The 21,300-nt window shown below is 65.9% G+C and carries 16 protein-coding genes; 12 read left to right on the top strand and 4 right to left on the bottom strand.

Translation table 11 applies throughout. From position 1 onward, the window contains the following. The first annotated feature begins 235 nt into the window (after nt 1-235). Complete coding sequence (locus C8C94_RS13305; protein WP_158603819.1) at nt 236-2,551, top strand: integrin; 2,316 nt, start codon at nt 236-238, stop codon at nt 2,549-2,551. 115 nt (nt 2,552-2,666) lie between these two features. Here the strand turns inward: C8C94_RS13305 and metG are convergent, their stop codons facing one another. Continuing rightward, nucleotides 2,667-4,766: a methionine--tRNA ligase gene (metG, locus tag C8C94_RS13300; protein ID WP_121421040.1), complete on the bottom strand. Its 2,100-nt coding sequence runs from the start codon at nt 4,764-4,766 to the stop codon at nt 2,667-2,669. 174 nt (nt 4,767-4,940) lie between these two features. On the opposite strand from metG, the gene C8C94_RS13295 reads away from it, so the two are divergent. Beyond that, nucleotides 4,941-6,056, top strand: coding sequence for an SMP-30/gluconolactonase/LRE family protein (locus tag C8C94_RS13295; protein WP_199731254.1), 1,116 nt, complete (start codon nt 4,941-4,943; stop codon nt 6,054-6,056). Between the two features lie 19 nt (nt 6,057-6,075). On the opposite strand, the gene C8C94_RS13290 is transcribed toward C8C94_RS13295, so the two are convergent. After that, a complete protein-coding gene (locus tag C8C94_RS13290; RefSeq protein WP_121422845.1) occupies nt 6,076-7,341 on the bottom strand; it encodes a patatin-like phospholipase family protein in 1,266 nt (421 codons plus the stop codon). 68 nt (nt 7,342-7,409) lie between these two features. Here C8C94_RS13290 and pyrF point away from each other — a divergent pair, with 68 nt between their 5' ends. Beyond that, nucleotides 7,410-8,234 carry an orotidine-5'-phosphate decarboxylase gene (gene pyrF / locus C8C94_RS13285; RefSeq protein WP_121421039.1) on the top strand — a complete coding sequence of 275 codons (825 nt, stop codon included), beginning with the start codon at nt 7,410-7,412 and terminating at the stop codon, nt 8,232-8,234. A gap of 88 nt (nt 8,235-8,322) precedes the next feature. Here pyrF and C8C94_RS13280 read toward each other — a convergent pair whose 3' ends face one another. After that, nucleotides 8,323-8,892, bottom strand: coding sequence for a restriction endonuclease (locus C8C94_RS13280; RefSeq protein WP_121421038.1), 570 nt, complete (start codon nt 8,890-8,892; stop codon nt 8,323-8,325). Between the two features lie 142 nt (nt 8,893-9,034). On the opposite strand from C8C94_RS13280, the gene apbC reads away from it, so the two are divergent. After that, entirely contained in the window at nt 9,035-10,126 is a 1,092-nt protein-coding gene (gene apbC, locus C8C94_RS13275) for an iron-sulfur cluster carrier protein ApbC (protein ID WP_121421037.1), read from the top strand. A 25-nt stretch (nt 10,127-10,151) separates the two neighbouring features. After that, nucleotides 10,152-11,105 (top strand): LysR family transcriptional regulator, encoded by a 954-nt coding sequence (locus tag C8C94_RS13270; RefSeq protein ID WP_121421036.1) that lies wholly within the window; start codon nt 10,152-10,154, stop codon nt 11,103-11,105. An 18-nt stretch (nt 11,106-11,123) separates the two neighbouring features. On the opposite strand, the gene C8C94_RS13265 is transcribed toward C8C94_RS13270, so the two are convergent. After that, a complete protein-coding gene (locus tag C8C94_RS13265; protein ID WP_121421035.1) occupies nt 11,124-11,540 on the bottom strand; it encodes a DUF4345 domain-containing protein in 417 nt (138 codons plus the stop codon). 68 nt (nt 11,541-11,608) lie between these two features. Between C8C94_RS13265 and C8C94_RS13260 the strand changes: the two genes are divergently transcribed. The 7 genes from C8C94_RS13260 to C8C94_RS13230 all read left to right on the top strand — a co-directional run bounded on the left by C8C94_RS13260 (nt 11,609) and on the right by C8C94_RS13230 (nt 21,257). Next, the gene (locus C8C94_RS13260) at nt 11,609-12,229 is read left to right on the top strand and encodes a TetR/AcrR family transcriptional regulator (RefSeq protein ID WP_233573462.1); all 621 of its coding nucleotides are present in this window, start codon (nt 11,609-11,611) and stop codon (nt 12,227-12,229) included. A 178-nt stretch (nt 12,230-12,407) separates the two neighbouring features. Continuing rightward, complete coding sequence (locus C8C94_RS13255; RefSeq protein WP_121421033.1) at nt 12,408-14,315, top strand: NAD(P)H-dependent oxidoreductase subunit E; 1,908 nt, start codon at nt 12,408-12,410, stop codon at nt 14,313-14,315. Then, nucleotides 14,312-17,212, top strand: coding sequence for a formate dehydrogenase subunit alpha (gene fdhF / locus C8C94_RS13250; RefSeq protein ID WP_121421032.1), 2,901 nt, complete (start codon nt 14,312-14,314; stop codon nt 17,210-17,212). Before C8C94_RS13255 ends, fdhF begins: the two co-directional genes overlap by 4 nt. Nucleotides 17,213-17,278: 66 nt before the next feature. Beyond that, the gene (locus C8C94_RS13245) at nt 17,279-17,830 is read left to right on the top strand and encodes a DUF3305 domain-containing protein (RefSeq protein WP_121421031.1); all 552 of its coding nucleotides are present in this window, start codon (nt 17,279-17,281) and stop codon (nt 17,828-17,830) included. Further along, entirely contained in the window at nt 17,823-18,584 is a 762-nt protein-coding gene (locus C8C94_RS13240) for a DUF3306 domain-containing protein (RefSeq protein WP_121422844.1), read from the top strand. The genes C8C94_RS13245 and C8C94_RS13240 overlap by 8 nt, the downstream gene beginning before the upstream one ends. After that, on the top strand, nt 18,544-20,625 hold the full coding sequence (locus tag C8C94_RS13235) for a 4Fe-4S binding protein (RefSeq protein WP_121421030.1): 2,082 nt from the start codon (nt 18,544-18,546) through the stop codon (nt 20,623-20,625). The genes C8C94_RS13240 and C8C94_RS13235 overlap by 41 nt, the downstream gene beginning before the upstream one ends. Further along, nucleotides 20,622-21,257, top strand: coding sequence for a molecular chaperone (locus C8C94_RS13230; protein WP_121421029.1), 636 nt, complete (start codon nt 20,622-20,624; stop codon nt 21,255-21,257). Before C8C94_RS13235 ends, C8C94_RS13230 begins: the two co-directional genes overlap by 4 nt. Nucleotides 21,258-21,300 lie beyond the last annotated feature (43 nt).

The raw sequence follows: 21,300 nt of genomic DNA, 5'->3' as shown, positions 1-21,300 counted from the left end.
CGGTTGAGCGCGACCCCGGGGCTCTGAGTCCCGCCAAACAATGCGGGGCCATTCCATTCTCTGCGTCAACCCTGCTTCAGTGGGGTGCGCTTGCGCGTTCTCCCGCCATAGAGTTCCAGGCACCCCGCCTGCACCCGCACGAGGGAGCCGGACCTATTCGTGCCTCCCGAGGGGTTGAAGTGTCCATGCAGTTCACAGACCCGGAGAACCCTTGATGTATCGAAATTTTTCTGCCATGGCTGAGGCCCTGCGTGCGAGGCTTGCCGTTGCGGCATGGGCGTTGCTTGTGGTCATGGCCGGCGCCCTGGCAGCTTGCGGCGGCGGTGGTGGGGACTCTGCCGAGCCACCGCCTCCCCCACCACCGCCCGCCGTGGTGCAGCATCCGGTGGGGGGCACGGTGACGGGGCTGACGGGAACGCTGGTACTCGCCAACGGAACGGGTGCGGAAGTGAGCATCACGGCCAGCGGCAGTTACGTCACCAACGTTGCGCAGGGGCAGGCTTACAACATTGTTGTGCGCACCCAGCCGGTGGGGCAGACCTGCGTGGTGGAAAACGGCTCGGGTGTGGTGACGGGCCCGGTCACCAACATCCTGGTGACCTGTACCACCAACACCTATGTGGTGGGTGGGACCGTCACGGGCCTTGTGGGGGGGCTGAGGCTGCGGCTGAATGGCGCTGCAGATTTGCTGCTGACTGACAACGGCGCTTTCCGGTTTGCATCGCCGGTTTCTCATGGCAGCGCCTATGCGGTCACGGTGTATGCGCAGCCTGTGGATCAGGCCTGTACGGTCGAAGCTGGCACCGGAGTCGCCGTGGCGCCGGTCACCCAGGTGAGGGTGCTTTGCAGCACGATCTATACCCCGCCTCCGCCACCGCCCCCACCGCCGCAAGCTCCTCCGGCGCCGGGTGGCCTGGGCATTGGCTACGGGACGAAGGCGCTGATCTTTTCGTGGACTTCGGCGCCGGGTGCAACCAGCTACACGGTGTATGAGGACCCGGATGGCGCAGGCCCGCTGACACCCGTGCAGATCGGGTCGACCGCGGCCACCGGGCTGACCTACGCAGTTCCGGTGCTGCTGCACCTTCGGGTGAATGCGACGTACACCGTGCAAGCCTGCAACGCGGGCGGGTGCAGTGCCCCATCGACCTCCATGGCGGCAGACATGGTGCGTGCCATTGGCTACTTCAAGGGATCGACTACCACCTCCGAAGGCCGGTTTGGCAACCGCGTGGCCTTGTCCAGCAACGGCACCACCCTGGCCGTGGGGGCGTATGGAGAGGGTGGCAACACGGGGGCGGTATACGTATTCACGAAGAGCGGCGCCACGTGGTCGCAGCAGGCGCGCATTGCGGCCCCCAATGGCGAGGCCAACGATTATTTTGGCAATGCCGTGGCCTTGTCAGCCGACGGCAACACGCTGGCCATTGGCGCGGATGGCGAGAGCGGCGACCAGAAGGGCACGTTCTCGACGATGCCCGCCACCAACAACCTGGTCAGTAACTCAGGTGCCGTCTATGTGTATGCCCGCACGGGCGCCGTCTGGTCGCAGCAGGCATTCATCAAGGCGAGCAATGCGGATGCCGACGATCTTTTCGGTTCGTTCGTTGCCCTCTCGAACGACGGCAACACCCTGGCGGTGGGGGCCTACAACGAGGATGGCGACTTGACTGGCGTGCACGGCAACGCTGCCTATTCCGCGTCCGGGGCCGCCTACGTCTTTGCCCGCACGGGCACCAGCTGGGCACAGCAAAGTTACCTCAAGGCCGCCAACGCCGGTGCGGGAGATTTCTTCGGCATCTACCTCAGCCTGTCTGGCGCGGGCGACACCCTGGCGGTGGGTGCGTTCTTTGAGCGCAGCGCCTTGGCGAGTGATCCTGCGGACGACACCTTGACCAATGCCGGTGCGGCTTATGTGTTCCAGCGCAATGCGGGGGCATGGTCGCAGCAGGCCTATCTGAAGGCCCCCAGTCCCCAAGCGCAGGACCGCTTCGGTGTGTCGGTCATCCTGTCAGGCGACGGCAACACGCTGGCGGTTGGCATGGATGGAGACAGCAGCAACTACACAGGCACCTTCGTCGTGCCGCCACCGCGCAACACCCTGGCACTCAACTCTGGCGCGGTGTTTGTGTTCATTCGCGCAGGTGGCGTCTGGCAGTCGCAGGCGTACCTGAAAGCCTCCAACACCCGCACCCCCCACCGGTTTGGCAACAACTTGGCGATGTCCAGCGACGGCAACACGCTGGTGGTGCCGTCGTACCGCGACGACAGCAATGCGCGCGGATTCAATGGCGACCAGGCCAACACCGCCGCTGCGGATGCGGGCGCTGTCCTGGTGTTCCGCCGCAGCGCGGGCACCTGGGCGCAACAAGCCTACCTGAAGGCACCCAATACGGGCGCTGGGGACCGGTTCGGTGGCCGTGTGGCGATATCGGGTGACGGCACGACCCTGGCCGTGGGGGCATCCACTGAAGACAGTGGATCGACTGGCGTTGGAGGCAATCAGTTGGACGAAAGCAGCACCAACGCGGGCGCGGTGTACCTGTACTGAAAACTGGATGAAGGGTGGCAGTCAACATGCCGCCCCTTCCGCTATCAGCGAATGGCGAGGGGCTCAGCACCGCTCGCATCCTTGACGGTTGCTTTGTCTATGGGCGTTGCACGCCTTACCGCACCCGCATGCCGGGCGTGGCGCCCGGCCAGGGGTTGAGCACGTAGATGCCGGGGTTGGCCTTTTCGTCACCATGGCTGGCGGCCAGCACCATGCCTTCGCTCACGCCAAACTTCATCTTGCGCGGCGCCAGGTTGGCCACCATCACGGTGTGCTTGCCCACCAGATCTTCGGGCTTGTAAGCGCTGGCAATGCCGCTGAACACGTTGCGCGTGCGGCCTTCGCCCACGTCCAGCGTCAGGCGCAGCAGCTTGGTGGAGCCCTCGACCGGCTCGCAGTTCACGATCAGCGCAATGCGCAGGTCGATTTTGGTGAAGTCGTCGATGGTGATGGTGGGGGCCAGTTCCTCGCCACCAGGATGGGAGTTGGCTGCTACGGTTTCAGTAGCTGCTGGCGCTTGTTCTGCTTGCGCTGGGGCCTCAAAAAGTGCTTCAAGCTGTTCTGGGGTCACGCGCTGCATCAGGTGCTGGTAGGGCTGGATGGCCTGCACGTCCCCCGCCGCGTTCCACTGCTGCATGTTCACCCCCACAAAGCCTTGCACTGCTTGGGCCAGGCCCGGGAGCACAGGTGCCAGGTAGCGGGTGAGCGCGGCAAAGGCGTTGACCAGCACCGAGCACACTTGGTGCAGGGCCTCGTTGTTGGCAGCGTCCTTGGCCAGATCCCAGGGCTTGTTCTGGTCCACATAGGCGTTGACCTTGTCGGCCAGCAGCATGATCTCGCGCGTGGCCTTGCTGTATTCTCGCGTTTCGTACATCTGCGCGATGGCGTCGCCCGCGCCGCGCACCTCGGCCAGCAGGGCTGCGCCCGTGGTGCCAAATTGGTCGGTCAGCTTGCCGTCAAAGCGCTTGGTCAAGAAGCCCGCCGCGCGGCTGGCAATGTTCACGTACTTGCCGATCAGATCGCTGTTCACCCGCAGCATGAAGTCTTCGGCATTGAAGTCGATGTCTTCGTTGCGCGCGCTCAGCTTGGCCGCCAGGTAGTAGCGCAGCCACTCGGCGTTCATGTTCAGGCTCAGGTACTTGAGCGGGTCCAGGCCCGTGCCCCGGCTCTTGCTCATCTTCTCGCCGTTGTTGACGGTCAAGAAGCCGTGCACGAACACGTTGTTGGGCGTCTTGCGGCCGCTGAAGTGCAGCATGGCGGGCCAGAACAGCGTGTGGAAGGTGACGATGTCCTTGCCGATGAAGTGGTACTGCTCCATCGCCGGGTCGGCCATGTAGGCGTCGTAGCTTTCGCCGCGCTTTTCCAGCAGGTTCTTGAGTGAGGCGAGGTAGCCTACGGGCGCGTCCAGCCACACGTAGAAGTATTTGCCGGGCGCGTCCGGGATCTCGATGCCGAAGTAGGGCGCGTCGCGGCTGATGTCCCAATCGCCCAGGCCTTCGCTGGTGGTGCCGTCGGGGTTGGTGCGGACGGTGAACCATTCCTTGATCTTGTTGGCCACCTCAGGCTGCAGTTTGCCGTCCTGCGTCCAGCTTTCCAGAAACTCCACGCAGCGCGGGTCCGAGAGCTTGAAGAAGAAGTGCTCCGAATTCTTCAGCTCGGGCTTGGCACCCGACAGGGCCGAGAAGGGGTTGATGAGGTCGGTGGGCGCGTACACCGTGCCGCATACCTCGCAGTTGTCGCCATACTGGTCCTTGGCGTGGCACTTGGGGCATTCGCCCTTGATGTAGCGGTCGGGCAGGAACATGTTCTTCTCGGGATCGAAGAACTGCTCGATGGTGCGTACTTCGATCAGGCTGCCGTCGGCACGGTCGCGCAGGTCGCGGTAGATCTGGCGGGCCAGCTCATGGTTTTCGGGCGCATCGGTGCTGTGCCAGTTGTCAAAGCTGATGTGAAAGCCGTCCAGGTACTGCTTGCGGCCCGCAGCGATGTCGGCCACGAACTGCTGGGGCGTTTTGCCCGCTTTTTCGGCGGCAATCATGATGGGCGCACCGTGGGTGTCGTCCGCACCCACAAAGTTGACAGCGTTGCCCTGCATCCTTTGGTACCGCACCCAGATGTCGGCCTGGATGTATTCCATGATGTGGCCAATGTGGAAGTTGCCGTTGGCATACGGCAGGGCGGTGGTAACGAAGAGTTTGCGGGCGGAGGTCGTCATGGGATGCGGCTTTCTCAGGCGGAACCCGCGATTTTAGGCGGTCGTCAGTATCCCTGGCCATTGCGGGCGCTGCGCTGGCCTGCCCCGGCCGCGCAGGTGCCAATCAGGGCGTGCGTACAGGCCTCCTGTGGCGCCACAATGCCTCGCATTCCAACAATCAACAGGAGACAACACATGGCCAGCACATGGGCAAAACGGGTGGGGTGGGGCGTGGGGGGCGCCGTGGTGGCGGTGGCCGCATACCTGGCGGCATGGCCCGTGCCCATCCAGCCGGTGGCATGGACTGCGCCTGCCGCCCCTGGCTACCAGGGCGTGCACGCCCCCAACCAGCGCCTGGCCCAGCTCAACATGATCGACTTGAAGGGTGAGGTGGGCCCGGAACACATCGCCTTTGGCAAGGACGGCAAGCTCTACACCACCGTGCTCAGTGGCAACATCCTGCGCATGAACGCCGATGGCTCGAGCCAGGAGGTGTTTGCCAATACCGGCGGGCGGGTGCTGGGGTTTGACTTTGATGCGCCGGGCCACCTGATTGCGGCCGATGCGGTCAAGGGGCTGCTGTCCATCGCGCCCGATGGCAAAGTCACCCTGCTGGCCGACAAGGTGGGCAACGACCCCATCCGCTACGCCGACGCCGTGGTGGTGGCCCAGAGCGGCAAGATGTACCTGAGCGACGCCTCCACCCGTTTTGCCCCCAAGGACTGGGGCGGCACGTTTGAAGCGAGCGTGCTCGACATCCTGGTGCAGGCCAGCACGGGCCGGGTGATCGAATACGACCCCGCCAACCGCAGCACGCGCGTGGTGGCACGCGGCATCAGCTTTGCCAACGGCGTCGCGCTGAGCCAGGACGAAAAGCACCTGTTCGTCAACGAAACCGGCAAATACCGGGTGTGGAAGATTGCGGTGGATGCGAATGACCTCGACATCGCCCAGCCCAGTCCCCAGGCCCGCGTGCTGCTCGACAACCTGCCCGGCTACCCCGACAACCTGATGCGCGGGCAGGGCGGCAAGGTGTGGCTGGGCTTTGCCAAGCCGCGTGGGCCGGCCATCGACAACATGGCGGGCAAGCCCTGGCTGCGCAGCCTGACCCTGCGCCTGCCGCGTGCTCTGTGGCCCATCCCCCAGCCCTACGGCCATGTGATTGCGTTCACCGACGATGGCAAGGTGGTGGCCGACCTGCAGGACCCGAGTGGCGCCTACCCCGAGACCACCGCGATCACCGAGACGGCGGACCGGCTGTATGTGCAGAGCCTGCACGCGCATGGCCTGGGATGGATGCCGAAACCCTGAGGCCCAAGTTCAAAGTCCTTCAGGCAGCTTCCCCATGGTGCCGGGTCTTCACCTCGGCACCGGTGTCTGTCCACCCAAAGAACCTGCACACCTCGGCCCGCATGGCCAGGGTGTCGGCCCGGCCCAGGGCCATCAGCTCTTGCGTGTAGCCGGACTCGAACAGCAAGTAACTGGCCAGCGCGGCGCCGCGTACATCGGCCATGTTGGACGTGACGCCCAGGGCGCCCAGCATGGTGCGCACGGGCGTGGGCAGGTCGCCCACATGGCGCGCGGCCACGGCATCCAGGCGCTGCGAGGGGGCAATCACCAGCAGCTCGATGGGGCGCAGCGCGCTGTGCAGGCGCTTTTCTTCGGGGATGAGCGACAGGGTCTGGTTGATGCGCTGCACGCGCTCCACATCCACGGCCAGCGCATCCAGAAAGATGTTGGACAGCGCATGCCCCGCAATCTGCGCCAGCGTGGGGTAGGTGGCCGTGGGGTTGGCAGCGGCATCACCCTTGGGTTCGTGCATGCGGCCTGCGCCGATCACCAGAATGCGCTCGGCCCCCAGGTGAATGGCCGGAGCAATGGGCGCCGACTGGCGCATGGAGCCGTCGCCGAAATATTCGATGTGGTCATCCACCTCGATGCCCTTGGCCGGAAAGATGAACGGAATGGCCGAGGACGCCAGCAGGTGCTCGTGCGTGATGCGGTCGCTGGCGGCCTTGCGCTGCGAGCGCACCCAGGGCTTGACGGGTGTGGCGGCCTCAAAAAAGGTGACATGTTCGCCTGAGCTGTAGCTCGACGCCGTCACTGCCAGCGCGGTGAGGTGGCCCTGGCGGATCAGCCGGGGCAGGCGCACCAGCGGCACCATCTTGACCAGCAGTTTTTCAAGCGGTGTGTTGTCCAGCAGCGAGCGGGGCCGCATGCGCCGCCAGCGTGCCAGCGCCCAGCCCAGCGACACCAGCGTGAGCCAGCGCGCGCCGCTGCGCATCACGCTGAGCGAGTCGGCGCCATACACCTGGCTGGCGTGGAACTGGCGCCACACGCGTGCAATGCGGCGCACGGCGCGGTCAAAGTGGTCGGCCCCGCAGGCCAGGGCTGCTGCGTTGATGGCCCCGGCCGAGGTGCCGGTGATGATGGGGAAGGGGTTGGGTCCGCTCCCCTCGCCACAGGCCTGGCGCAGGTCGGCAATGGCTTCGAGCACGCCCACCTGGTAGGCGGCGCGGGCACCGCCGCCGGTGAGTAGCAGGCCGGTGGCGGGTCTCGCTTCGGCGGGGATATCAGAAGTTACCAAGGGCGGCATGAATGTGTGTGGGGTGGTGTCCCAAGTGTCGGTGGGTGGCTGGGAGCCCTTCATGTGGGAAAACCCGCATGGTTGAGGCGACACTTCGCTTTTTGCTGGGGCGTTCAAGCTTGCCGGGGGAAGTCAATTGTTTGCGCCAGAGGTGGGTTCGTGCTGTTCCCCGGCCTGTGGCATGCTCCAACGCACTTTTTTGGGGAGATGGCTTGAATCCGAGCATCATCGTTTCGCTTGATTTCCCTGCTGCTGCGCCTGCGGCAGATCTGGTCGGGCAGCTGGGCTCTGCTGCTTCTGTCTACAAGGTGGGTTTGCAATTGCTCACGGCGGCTGGACCGTCCTTCGTCCGCGATCTGTTGGATGCTGGCAAGCAGGTCTTTTTGGACCTGAAACTGTTTGAAATCCCGAGCTCGGTGGCTGACGCAGTTGCGGCGGCGGGGCAACTGGGGGCTTCTATGGTGACGGTTCATGCGTCGGCAGGATCTTCTGTGCTGGAGGCTGCAGTGGCGTCGGCAGCACACTTCCCTGAGCTCAAAGTGCTGGCACTCACTGTGATCACCAGCATGGACGACGAGGCGCTGCGCGAAGTGGGCGTGGCATCGACAGTGCCAGAACAGGTGCTGCGTCTTGCGCGCCTTGCACACGCAGCAGGCTGCCACGGTGTGGTCGCGTCGCCGCTAGAAGCCAGGCTTCTGCGCAACGCGCTGCCGCAGGGCGCGCTGATCGTCACGCCTGGTATACAGCCGCTGGAGTTTGCAAAAGGCGACCACGCCCGTTTCACCACCGCCAGCGAGGCCATCAAGGCGGGTGCAACGCACGTCGTGGTGGGGCGGCCGATATCGCGCGCTTTGAACCCTGCCGCTTCCTTTGCTGCCCTGTGCGCAGAACTAGAAGGTTGAAACTTTGGCCCGGGACGGGGCGGATCGCCGTTTTTCTGCAGCGTTACAGCTGTGATTCTGCGGGCCGGAGGCCCTGGCACATCGCTGTCTACGGTTGGCGCAGCAGCAGCTGTGCCACCGCGTCACCCTGCAGCACCACAATGCCGTGCTCCCGGGCAAACGCGTGGGCGTTGTCGCTGACCTGCCCCAGGGCAGCCACATAGACGCCTGCGGGGGTCTCGCTGGCCAGCATGGCCGCGTGCAGCTCGCGCAGGGGCTCTACGCCGTGGGTGGCGGCTTTCCAGCGTTTGGCGCTGACCAGCGTGGTATTGCCACCCTGGGTCAGTCGCATGTCAGCGCCTGCGTTGTTGCCGTGGATCCGCTCTACGGAGTAGCCCGCCCGTGCCCAGGCCGATGCCAGGGTGTCGGCAAAGCTGCGCCAGGGCATGCTGGCCACGGCCTCCAGCATCTCGGCAACCCGGGCGGGGTTGGGGGCGCGCAGCTGCTTCCACGCGGCGATGCAGCCCACCACGAAGATGGGGAAACCGGCCAGCGCACCCACCACGAAATATTCCTTGGGCAGCAGCGCACCTGCCGCCAGAACGATGAGGCCGACCACCACAAAGCTGATCCACCAGGGCGAGCGCAGCAGCATGGCAAACAGGGATTTCTCGGCCATCTTGAATTTCACAGGGGTCCTTTTCGTTCGGTTTCTCAGGGTGTCGGCTGCTGTGGAGCCAGGGGCAAAGCGTGCGCATTGTCCTTCACGCGCCGGGGGAACAGCGCTTGGATAGACTACCGGCCCCACAGGAGTTAATTGAATGGCAGTCACCGAACAGGGCCTTTTGGCCGCACTTTCCAGCGTGCTGGACCCCCACACGGGCAAGGATTTCGTCAGCACCCGCGCCCTGCGCAATGTGCAGATCAGCGGCGGCGACGTGGCCTTCGATGTGGAGTTGGGCTACCCCGCCAAGAGCTTGGTGCCCGAACTGCGCCGCAATCTGGTGGCCGCTGCCAAGGGCTTGGGGGGAGTCGAGAACGTGTCGGTCAACATCACCACCAAGGTGATTGCGCATGCCGTGCAGCGCGGCGTGCAGCTCTTGCCCCAGGTCAAGAACATCATCGCCGTGGCCTCGGGCAAGGGCGGCGTGGGCAAGAGCACCACCGCCGCCAACCTGGCCCTGGCCCTGGCCGCCGAGGGCGCCAGCGTGGGCGTGCTCGACGCCGACATCTACGGCCCCAGCCAGCCCATGATGCTGGGTATCAACCGCCGCCCTGAAAGCGACGACGGCAAGACCATGGAGCCGCTGGAGAACTACGGCGTGCAGGTGATGTCCATCGGTTTCCTGGTGGACCAGGACGAAGCCATGATCTGGCGCGGCCCCATGGCCACGCAGGCGCTGGAGCAACTGCTGCGCCAGACCAACTGGAAAGACCTCGACTACCTCATCATCGACATGCCCCCCGGCACCGGCGACATCCAGCTCACCTTGAGCCAGCGCGTGCCCATGACCGGCGCGGTGATCGTGACCACCCCGCAGGACATCGCCCTGCTGGACGCCAAGAAGGGCATCAAGATGTTTGAGAAGGTGGGCGTGCCCATTCTGGGCATCGTCGAGAACATGGCCGCGCACGTGTGCAGCAACTGCGGTCACGTGGAGCACATCTTTGGCGCCGATGGCGGCAAGAAGATGGCAGCCGAATACAACATGGACTACCTGGGCGCACTGCCGCTCGATATGAGCATCCGCCTGCAGGCCGACAGCGGCAAGCCCACCGTGGTGGCCGACCCCGACGGGGACGTGGCCAAGATCTACAAAAAGGTGGCGCGCGACGTGGCGGTGAAGATCGCGCAGCAGGCCAAGGATTTTTCGAGCAAGTTCCCGACGATTTCGATCAGCAAGAACACCTGATCTTCCTGAGTCGCCCCACCGTGCCATGAACCTGCTCGCGTCCCTGCGCTACCTGGTGGCGCTGCACGAGCACCGGCACTTTGGCCGGGCGGCGCAGGCCTGCCACATCACGCAGCCCGCGCTGTCCAACGCGCTGCGCGCGCTGGAAAAGGAGTTTGGCGTGGTGGTGGTGCGCCGGGGCCGCAGCTTTGAAGGCTTCACCCCCGAGGGCGAACGCGTGCTGGCCACGGCGCAGCGCATGCTGCACGAACACCAGGTGCTGCAGCAGGACCTCTCCAGCGACGCCGCCCACCCGCGCGGCACGCTGCGCCTGGGCGCGGTGCCCACCGCCATGCCCATCCTGGCGCGGTTTGCGGCGCAGCTGCAGGCGCGGCACCCGGGCATTGTGCCGGTGGCGCTGTCGATGAGCTCGCAGGCGCTGGAGGCGGGGCTGGAGTCCATTGCGCTGGACCTGGCGCTGGGCTACACCGAGCGCATGCCTGCACGCGGCGGGCCATTGCGTGCTTGGCCGCAGTATGTGGAGCACTACTTTCTGCTGCGCCGAGCCCCTGCCGCCAACGTGCGCGGCTTGCAGATCGGCGACCCCATGCATTGGGCCGACGCCGCACGCCTGCCACTGTGCTTGCTCACCCCCGAGATGCACAACCGTAGCTTGGTGGATGGTGCCTTCCGCGCTACAGGCGCCACGGTCATGCCCGCCATGGAAACCGATTCGGTACTGACCCTGGCGCTCAGCGTGGTGGCGGGCCATGTGTGCAGCGTCCTGCCCGGAGCGCTGGTGGACGCCGTGCGCGGCCATGATGGACTGGAGGCCCTGCCGTTGACCAGCCCGGTGCTCACCACCCCCATTGGATTCATGTCGCACCGGCAGGTGCAGCCCACCCGGGCGCTGGATGCGGCACTGGCGCTGTCGCAAGATCGTGAGTGGTTGCAGCACGCCGCAGCGCACAGCGGATTGCTGGCGGCGGAGCCGCTGTAGGCGCAGGTTTCTCAGGCCCTACCCACGGGAAATGGGCCGGGCCGCCCCAGTGCTGGTAGCCACGCGCCGCTGCCACGCGATGAAGGCCGGCGCACCCACCAGCTCCAGCACCGTGAACCCGATAAATGGCGCGGGCGGCAGGCCCAAAAAGGCCATCGACAGCGCCCGGCCCACGCCGCCCAGAAACACCGCGCCCCACAACACCGCAAACAACCGGCCCTCGCGCTCGATGCGCGGCACCAGCGACCCCATTGCCAGGCCCAGCGCCAGCCACACGCCGCCAAAAAACCGCAGGTTGCCATCGAGCAGCGCATCGCTCGGAAGGCCGCTGGGGCGGTAGATCGGGTCGTAGATGCCCATCATCGTCAGCACGCCAGTGGCAACTGGGATCAGCGCCATCACGGCGGTAGTGGCTTGGAGCAGGCGTCGGGTCATGGGCTATCTTTACGGTGTCAGGATGGGGTATTGTTGGGGTGTATCTTGACTGTGTCAAGATTGCCGCCATGAACTCAGCTGAAATTCCGCGCGCCACTTACCACCATGGCGACTTGCGCACCGCACTGGTGTCTGCCGCCGAGGGCTTGCTGGCGTCCGGGGCCACGCTCAGCCTCCGCGCGGTGGCCAAAGCGGCGGGGGTGTCGCATGCGGCCCCATACCACCACTTCGCCAATCTGGATGCGTTGCTGGCTGCCGTGGCCACGCGCGGTTTTCACGACCTGGCGGCCGACATGGAGGCCGCACACCCCGGTGTGGACACCGCCGCCAGACTGGTGGGGCACTGCACCGCCTACGTGGCCTTTGCGCTCGCGCGTCCCGCCGCGTTCCGGCTGATGTTCAGCCCGCTGCTGCAACACAAGGCCGACCACCCGGCGTTGCAAGCGGCGGCGGACGGGTCTTTTGAGGTGCTGCGCAAAGCCGCCCATGCCCATGTGGCCGAGGGGGCGGACGAGCTGGCACTGGCGGGGTGGAGCCTGGCCCACGGGCTGGCCAGCCTGGCGATCGATGGCGCCCTGTCCACCGCGCCCGTGCCCATGCCTTCGGCGCAAGACCTGGCGGCGCTGCTGGCGAGCCGGTTGCTGGAGAACCTGCCAACGGGCAGAGCAGGCAGTGCAGGTGGCGGATGAGTTGGCCCCACGCTGTACAGCGCAATGCCACGGTGCGCAGCTCATTTGTTTTTGTGATCGACCCATGTGCATCCGCAATTTGACGCACTGGGGTGCCTCGCCGACACTGCGACCGCCCAGCCGCCTTATGCAGGCGGCTTCATAAGCACCACAACAAGACATCCCACGATTTCGCTCCATGCACCTCGCCCCCGAAGCCCCCACCGCAACCGTCGTGGCCGCCGTGTCGGTCAACGACATGCGCGAGCGTATCCGCCGCAAAAGCCGCCTCAAAGGCCGCCAGCCTGAAGATGCCGCCATGGCCGAAGTGGCGCAGTTGCTGGGCCCGCGCCCGGCCACCGGTTTTCGGCGCGACCTGCTCATCGAATACCTGCACCGCCTGAACGACCACTTTGGCGTGCTGCACGACCGGCACCTGGTTGCTCTCGCCAAGCAGATAAACCTGCCCATGGCCGAGGTGTACGAGGTGGCGAGCTTTTACCACCACTTCGAGATCGTGCGCGGCGAGGATGCCCTGGCCCCGCGCCTGGTGCTGCGGGTGTGCGACAGCCTGAGCTGCAGCCTGGCGGGTGCGCGCGAGCTGCTGGCCGCGCTGCCCGAGCGCCTGCGCGCCGCCGGGCAGGGCGATGTGCAGGTGCAGGCCGTGCCCTGCGTGGGCCGCTGCGAACAAGCGCCCGTGGCGGTGGTGCACCAGTGCCCCGTGCCACACGCCACGGTGGATACCATGCTGAAGGTGGTGAAATCCAGGCCAAATCGGGCTCTAGCGCTTCATCCACAATCGCTAGTAGCTATCAATTTTGATATTTCTGAGCTGTCCGAGAAGAGCGTGCCAACGCAGCCGGACGGGATCAGCCCCGCGCACACCGACCTCGTCACCTACCGTGCCCACGGCGGCTACCAGACCGCCGCCGCGCTGGTCAACGGAGAGATGGACGCCGAGGCCGTGCTCGCTGCCATGGAGGACTCGGGTTTGCGCGGCCTGGGCGGCGCGGGCTTCCCGGCGGGGCGCAAGTGGCACATTGTTCGGGACCAGCCCGCGCCGCGCCTGATGGCCGTCAACATTGATGAAGGCGAGCCCGGCACCTTCAAGGACCGCACCTATCTCGAACGCGACCCGCATCGCTTTCTGGAAGGTGTGCTCATCGCCGCCCAGGTGGTGGGCACCGAGGCTGTCTACATCTACCTGCGCGACGAATACCACGGCTGCCGCGCGCTGCTGCAGCGCGCCCTGGACGACCTGCGTGCCGAGCCGCCATGCCCGCTGCCCCACATCGAGCTGCGGCGCGGCGCGGGTGCCTACATCTGCGGCGAAGAGTCGGCCATGATCGAGAGCATAGAAGGCAAACGCGGCGAACCCCGCATGCGCCCGCCCTACATCGCGCAGGTCGGCCTGTTCGGCCGGCCCACGCTGGAGCACAACTTCGAGACGCTGTACTGGGTGCGCGACATCGTGGAACGTGGCCCGCAGTGGTTTGCCAGCTTTGGTCGCCACGGGCGTAAGGGGCTGCGGTCTTTCAGCGTAAGCGGGCGGGTGAAGCACCCGGGCGTCAAGCTTGCTCCAGCGGGCATCACGGTGCAGGAACTCATCGACGAATACTGCGGCGGCATGCTGGACGGCCACCAGCTCTATGCGTACCTGCCAGGCGGCGCCTCGGGCGGCATCCTGCCTGCCAGCCTGAACCAGATTCCCCTGGACTTCGACACGTTGCAGCCCTACGGCTGCTTTATCGGCTCGGCCGCCGTCATCGTGCTCAGCCAGCACGACCGCGCGCGCGATGCGGTGCTGAACGTGATGCGGTTTTTTGAACACGAAAGCTGCGGCCAGTGCACGCCCTGCCGCGTGGGAACGGCCAAGGCGGCTGCGCTGATGGAGGCGCCGCTGTGGGACGCCGACCTGCTGGACGATCTGGCGCAGGTGATGGCCGATGCGTCCATCTGCGGCCTGGGCCAGGCGGCGCCCAACCCCATCCGTTGCATTCACAAATACTTTCCGCATGAGGTGGGCGAGGGCCCCTGGCCGGGCGATTTGCCCAAGCCGCGCAACAGCCCGCTCACCGAGCAATTGCCCGGAGGGTTGAAGCCATGAGCGCCGTGTTGACATCTACTGCTGCGGCGCAGCCCGCCGTGGCCTTCGAGCTGGACGGCCAGCCCATCACCGCCCGCCCTGGCGAAACCATCTTGAAAGCCGCGCAGCGCCACGGCGTGGAGATTCCGCACCTGTGCTACAGCGACGGCCTGCGCCCCGACGGCAACTGCCGCGCCTGTGTGGTGGAGATCGCGGGCGAGCGCACGCTGGCCCCCAGCTGCTGCCGTGCGCCGACCGAGGGCATGAAGGTGCAGGCCGCCAGCCCCCGCGCGCGCAAGAGCCAGCAGATGGTGGTGGAGATGCTGCTGTCCGACATGCCGGACGTGGGATACCGGTGGAACGATCAAAAGGCCAATACTCCTGAATTGATAGCTGGTGGCGCTTATCCATCAAGCGCTAGCGGACAATTTGACTCAAAGAATCCAGAAACGATAGGCCAGCACGGCGAGCTGAGCGCCTGGGCGGACCGCTTGGGCGTGGCCGTGCGCCCCGCGCTCCAGGCCCTGCGCCGCGAGCAGCCCGCGCCCGACCTGAGCCACCCGGCCATGGCCGTGAATCTGGATGCCTGCATCCAGTGCAACCGCTGCGTGCGCGCCTGCCGCGAAGAGCAGGTCAACGACGTGATCGGCTACGCGCTGCGCGGGGCCGACAGCAAGATCGTCTTCGACCTCGACGACCCCATGGCCGAGAGCACCTGCGTGGCCTGCGGCGAATGTGTGCAGGCCTGCCCCACGGGCGCGCTCAGCCCCAAGACCCACGTCGGCTCGCAAAAGGTGGACCGCAAGGTCGATTCGGTCTGCCCCTTCTGCGGCGTGGGCTGCCTCATCACCTACAACGTGCGCGATGAAAAGATCATCAGCGTCGAGGGCCGCGACGGCCCGGCCAACCACGGCCGCCTGTGCGTGAAAGGGCGCTTCGGTTTCGACTACGCCCACCACCCCGACCGCCTCACGGTGCCGCTGATCCGCAAGCCCGGCGTACCCAAGGAGGTGCGGCCCTACGGCGCTGACTGGCGCGACACCTTCCGCGAAGCGACCTGGGACGAGGCGCTGGGCCTGGCTGCCGGCGCGCTCAAAGCCCTGCGCGACACCCACGGCCCCAAGGCGCTGGCGGGCTTTGGCTCCGCCAAGGGCAGCAATGAAGAAGCGTATTTGTTCCAGAAGCTGGTGCGCACCGGCTTTGGCAGCAACAACGTGGACCATTGCACCCGGCTGTGCCACGCGTCCAGTGTGGCAGCGCTGCTCGAAGGTGTGGGCTCGGGTGCGGTGAGCAACCCGGTGAATGACGTGGAGCATGCCGAGCTGATCTTTGTGATCGGCTCCAACCCCACGGCCAACCACCCCGTGGCCGCCACGTGGATGAAAAACGCCGCACAGCGCGGCGCCAGGATCGTGCTGGCCGACCCGCGCGTCACCGACATCGGCCGCCACGCCTGGCGCACCCTGCAGTTCAAGGCCGACACCGACGTGGCCATGCTCAACGCGCTGATCCACACGGTGATTGATGAGGGCTTGGTGGATGAAGCTTTCATCCGCAACCGCGCCAACAACTTCGAGGCCCTCAAGGCCAACGTGATGGGCTGCAGCCCCGAGGCCATGGCTCCGGTGTGCGGCATCCCGGCCGAGACGCTGCGCGAGGTGGCGCGGGCATTTGCCACCGCCAAGTCCTCCATGATCCTCTGGGGCATGGGCGTGAGCCAGCACGTGCACGGCACCGACAACGCGCGCTGCCTCATCGCGCTCTGCGCCGTCACGGGCCAGATCGGCAAGCCCGGCTCCGGCCTGCACCCGCTGCGCGGCCAGAACAATGTGCAGGGCGCGAGTGACGCGGGCCTGATCCCCATGATGTTCCCCAACTACCAGCGTGTGGACAACGCGGGCGCGCATGCGTGGTTTGAACAGTTCTGGGGCACTCCGCTGGACGAGACCCCCGGCTACACCGTGGTCGAAATCATGCACAAGGCCCTGGCCGATGACGCCGACCCGCACAAGGTACGCGGCATGTACATCATGGGCGAGAACCCCGCCATGAGCGACCCCGACCTGAACCACGCGCGCCACGCGCTGGCCAGCCTGTCGCACCTGGTGGTGCAAGACATTTTTCTGACCGAAACCGCCTGGCTGGCCGACGTGGTACTGCCCGCCAGCGCCTGGCCCGAGAAGACCGGCACCGCCAGCAACACCGACCGCATGGTGCAGATGGGGCGCCGCGCGTTGAACCCGCCGGGCGATGCGCAGCCGGACCTGTGGATCATTCAGCAGATCGCCCAGAGGATGGGCCTTGGCTGGAACTACGAAGGCGAAGAGTCGGGCGTAGCTGCCGTGTACGACGAAATGCGGCAGGCCATGCACGCGAGCATCGAGGGCATCACCTGGAACCGGCTGGAGCGCGAGTCCAGCGTGACCTACCCGTGCCTCACAGAGGGCGACCCCGGCCAGCCCATCGTCTTCACCGAGAAATTTCCCACCCCCACGGGTCGCCTGCAACTGGTGCCCGCCGGCGTGATCCCGGCCGCAGAAAAGCCCGATGCCGACTACCCCCTGGTGCTCATCACGGGCCGCCAGCTGGAGCACTGGCACACCGGCAGCATGACGCGGCGCAGCACCGTGCTCGACGCCATCGAGCCTATGGCCACCGCATCGCTGCATGGCGACGAACTTGACCGGCTTGGCGTGGCGCCCGGTGCGCTGGTGGGCATCCGCTCGCGGCGCGGCATGGTGCAGGTGCGCGTGCGGCGCGACGACGGCACGCCGCGCGGCACGGTGTTCATGCCTTTTGCGTACGTGGAGGCGGCAGCCAACCTGCTCACCAACGCGGCGCTGGACCCGTTTGGAAAGATCCCGGAGTTCAAGTACTGCGCGGTGGCGGTGGAGGTGCTGGAGGGGGCTGCAAGCTGACCGTGCGCAGAGGGGCTTTACGGACAAAGCTGCTGGTGGCCTTGCGCCGGGGTAAAGTCTGCGCCCATGACTGAGCGCCCCTACACCGACGTTGCCGTGATCATGCGGTGCGAGCACATCGACAACCGCTGGCAGCCCTGGCGGTGGTCGCTGGCCGAGGTGGTGATCAACGAGCCCGCCTTTGGCTCCGAGCCGCGCCAGATCCTCCGGGACGAGCGCGAGCAGCGCTGGTTGTTCCCGGGGTTTCGGGCAGAGCTGTTCCGCGACGACGCCGAGGGCTACCACCTCAACCTCACTTCGCCCGCCCCGTGCTGGTTTGTGATGTGGCGCCGCGATGACGACCCCGGCACTGGCGAGATCCCGCTGGCCCGCCCCGTGGCTGTGAGCCTGAGCTACCACGACGCTGGCCGCTGGCTGGACGCGCAGGAAACCGTGGAACAGGTGCCAGCCGCACCCGAAGTGGTGGAAGCGCTGCGCGCTTTTGTGGCCGAGCACTACCAGCCCGAACCCAAACGCCGCAAGCGGCCGGACAGTTTCCGCACGCTGCAAGACCGGTTTGGAAACCCAGCATCTGTGTCCACTGAAAAAACGCGTGGTGGAGGTGGCGGTCATGGCTGACGGGTTCCTGGGCCGCTGGTCGCGCCGCAAGCAGGAGGTGCGCGAAGGCAAGCCGGTGGAGGAACCTCCACCACCCGCTCCGTCGTTGCCTCCGGCCGCGTCTTCGTCGTCACCGCCTAACCTGTCCTCCGTGGCAGCCGGCGCCACCCTCACCGCCGCAGAAGGCGCTGCCCCTGCTGCAGAAGCCCCCCCGCCACCCACGCTGGCCGATGCCCAGGCGCTTACGCCCGCGTCCGATTTCAAGGCCTTTGTGGCCCGCGATGTATCGCCCGAGGTGCGCAACCTGGCCATGAAGAAGCTCTTTGCCGACCCGCACTTCAATGTGATGGATGGCCTCGATATCTACATCGGCGACTACACCCAGCCCGACCCGCTGCCCGAAGGCATGCTGCGCAAAATGGCCAGCGCCCATGCGATGGGCTTTTTTGATCATGAAAAGAAGGCTGATGCAGCGCCTGATGTTCCAGTCAATGGCGCCGCCGTAGAAGCCAGTGCAGACGCAGAGGCAATAGCCCCTGCCCTTGCTCAGCCTCGGGATGATGCGGAGGGGCACGCCCCAGCAGACGTGGCACAGTCCGGGGTATGCAACGCTATTCCTAGCGCCCCCTCCAGCGAGCTTGAGATGGCCACCCGCCCCCATAAGGATGCGGTGGCCCTGCCAGCCAGCCACACAGAACATGACCACGACGCTCATCTGCGACTGCAACCAGACGATGCCCCTCAACGCGAAGGCGTTGGGCGCGGCGCTGCATGAAGACCTGACACTCCACTCCACCCTGTGCCGCCGCGAGGCGGGGGCCTTTCAAAAGGCCATCCAGTCGGGTGACGATGTGGTGGTGGCTTGCACCCAGGAGCAGCGCTTGTTTGGCGATCTGGGCCAGCAGACCGAAGGCGCAGTGTCGCCCATCCGGTTTGTGAACATCCGCGAAACCGGTGGCTGGAGCCGCGATGCCGCCAAGGCCAGCCCCAAGATCGCCGCGCTGCTGGCCGCCGCCCGCCTGCCTGATCCACCGCCCGTGCCCACGGTCACTTACAAGAGCACGGGCCGCTTGCTCATCATCGGCCCCCTCGACCAGGCCGAACAGGCTGCCGCCCTGGTGTCGGATGTGCTGGATGTGACCCTGTTCACCCAAGGCCCCGGCAATGCGGGTGGTGCGCAGGCGCGGCGTTTTCCCGTGCTGGGTGGGCGCATTACGGGCCTTACCGGCTGGCTGGGTGCGTTTGAGCTGCAGTGGAAGGCCGACAACCCCATTGACCTGGACCTGTGTACACGCTGCAACGCCTGTGTGGCGGCCTGCCCCGAGAACGCCATCGGCCTCGACTACCAGATCGACCTGGCGGCCTGCAGCTCGCACCGCGACTGTGTGAAGGTGTGCCAGGTGGCGGGTGCCATCGACTTTACCCGTGACGCCACGGCGCAGACCGAGCGTTTTGACCTGGTGCTCGACCTGCGTTCGCCCACCGCCACGCCCACCTTCTTGCAGCACGCGCTGCCGCAGGGTTACCTGCGCTGGGACGGGCGTAGTGATGGGGGCAATATGGCCACGCTGCTGAAGCTGCGCGAGCTGGTGGGCGAGTTCGAAAAGCCCAAGTTTTTTGTCTACAAACAAAAGCTTTGCGCCCACAGCCGCAACGAAACCGTGGGCTGCAATGCCTGCGTGGACATCTGCTCGGCCGAAGCCATTGCCAGCGACAAAAGCCGTCAGCAAATCAAGGTGAACCCCAACCTGTGTGTCGGCTGTGGCGCCTGCACCACCGTGTGCCCCACGGGCGCGCTGACCTATGCCTACCCCAGTGCGACAGAACAGTGCACCAAGCTCAAGACCTTGCTGTCCACTTACACCGCCGCGGGCGGCAAGGACGCCGTGGTGCTGCTGCACGGCCAGGAGCGCGGCCAGGCGCTGGTGGAAGAGCTGGGTCGTGCCGCCCAGTTGAAACTGGCGCAGGGCGTGCCTGCCAACGTGATCCCGGTGGCGCTGTGGCACACCGCCAGCACCGGGGTGGACCTGTGGCTCAGCGCCATTGCCTACGGCGCCTCGCAGGTAGTGTTGCTGACGACACAGGAGGAAGCACCGCAGTACCTCGACGGCCTGCAGGCGCAGATGGATGTGGCGCAAGCCATCTTGCGGGGCCTGGGCTACACGGGCACCCATGTGCAGCTGCTGCGCGCCACCCATCCCACCGAGCTGGACGCCGCCTTGCAGGCCCTGGGCCAGACTCGCCAGAAGACCCCGGCCGTGGCCGCGCGCTTTGCCGTGGCGCAGGAAAAGCGCAGCACGCTGGAGATGGCGCTGGACCACCTCATCGAGCAGGCCCCGATGGCCGTGGCCGAGCGGCCCGCAGCCATCGCTTTGCCCGCAGTGGGTTCGCCCCTGGGCACGATTGAAGTCAACAAGGACCGCTGCACCCTGTGCCTGAGCTGCGTGAGCGCCTGCCCCGCCAGTGCGCTGCAGGACAACCCGCAGCTGCCGCAGCTGCGCTTTATCGAAAAGAACTGCGTGCAGTGTGGCCTGTGTGCCACCACCTGCCCCGAAGACGCCATCACCCTGCAGCCGCGCCTGCTGCTGACGCCGGAGCGTGCGCAACTGCGCGTGCTCAACGAGGCCAAACCTTGGGCCTGTGTGCGCTGCAGCAAGCCCTTTGGCACCGTCAAGGCCATCGAGGCCATGCTGGGCAAACTGTCGGGCCACGCGATGTTCCAGGGCGACGCGCTGGAGCGCCTGAAGATGTGCAGCGACTGCCGCGTGATTGATCTGTATTCCTCCCAAAGCGAAACGAAAGTGACGGACCTGTGAGCGCCCAACCTGCTTCTTTGACCCCCCCTGGCGGCAGTTCTGCGCTGGATGAAGAAACGGCACGCGCCGAACTCTATGGTCTGCTGTCGCAGCTGTACTACGCCGCGCCAAGCGCCGAGTTGTTGTCTGCCTTGCGGGTAGCCGTGACCGAGGCACCCGCCGACGGCGCCTTTTTGCAAGAGCCTTGGCAGGTGCTGGTGGGCGCGGCCCGCGAACTGAGCGATGCCGCCATCGCGCAGGAGTTCGACCGTCTCTTTGGCGGTGTGGGCAAGCCCGAGGTGTTTTTGTATGGTTCGCATTACCTGAGCGGTTTTCTGAATGAAAAACCATTGGCCCGTTTGCGCACCGACCTGGATCGGCTGGGGCTGGCACGCGACGATTCCATGTCCGAAACCGAAGACCACATCGCGTACCTGTGCGAGGTGATGCGCTACCTGATCGCGGGGGATGACGTAGCTGTCTGCAACCTGACGGCACAGCGCGACTTTTTCGCAACGCATGTGCAGCCCTGGGTTTTGCAGTTGTGTGATGCCCTGGCTGCCCAACCGCAGGCGCGCTTTTATGCAGCACTGGCCCAGTTCACACGGGCCTTCGTGTCGGTGGAGGCCCAGGGCTTCGACATGCTCGACTAACCTCTGGGAGGCTCGAAAAGCCTGCTCAGGTTGCTACAAAAGA

Source organism: Acidovorax sp. 94 (assembly GCF_003634645.1).
Lineage (GTDB): Bacteria > Pseudomonadota > Gammaproteobacteria > Burkholderiales > Burkholderiaceae_C > Acidovorax > Acidovorax facilis.
The sequence above is the reverse complement of the archived record's forward strand: the minus strand, read 5'-3'. Positions and strand labels throughout refer to the sequence as shown.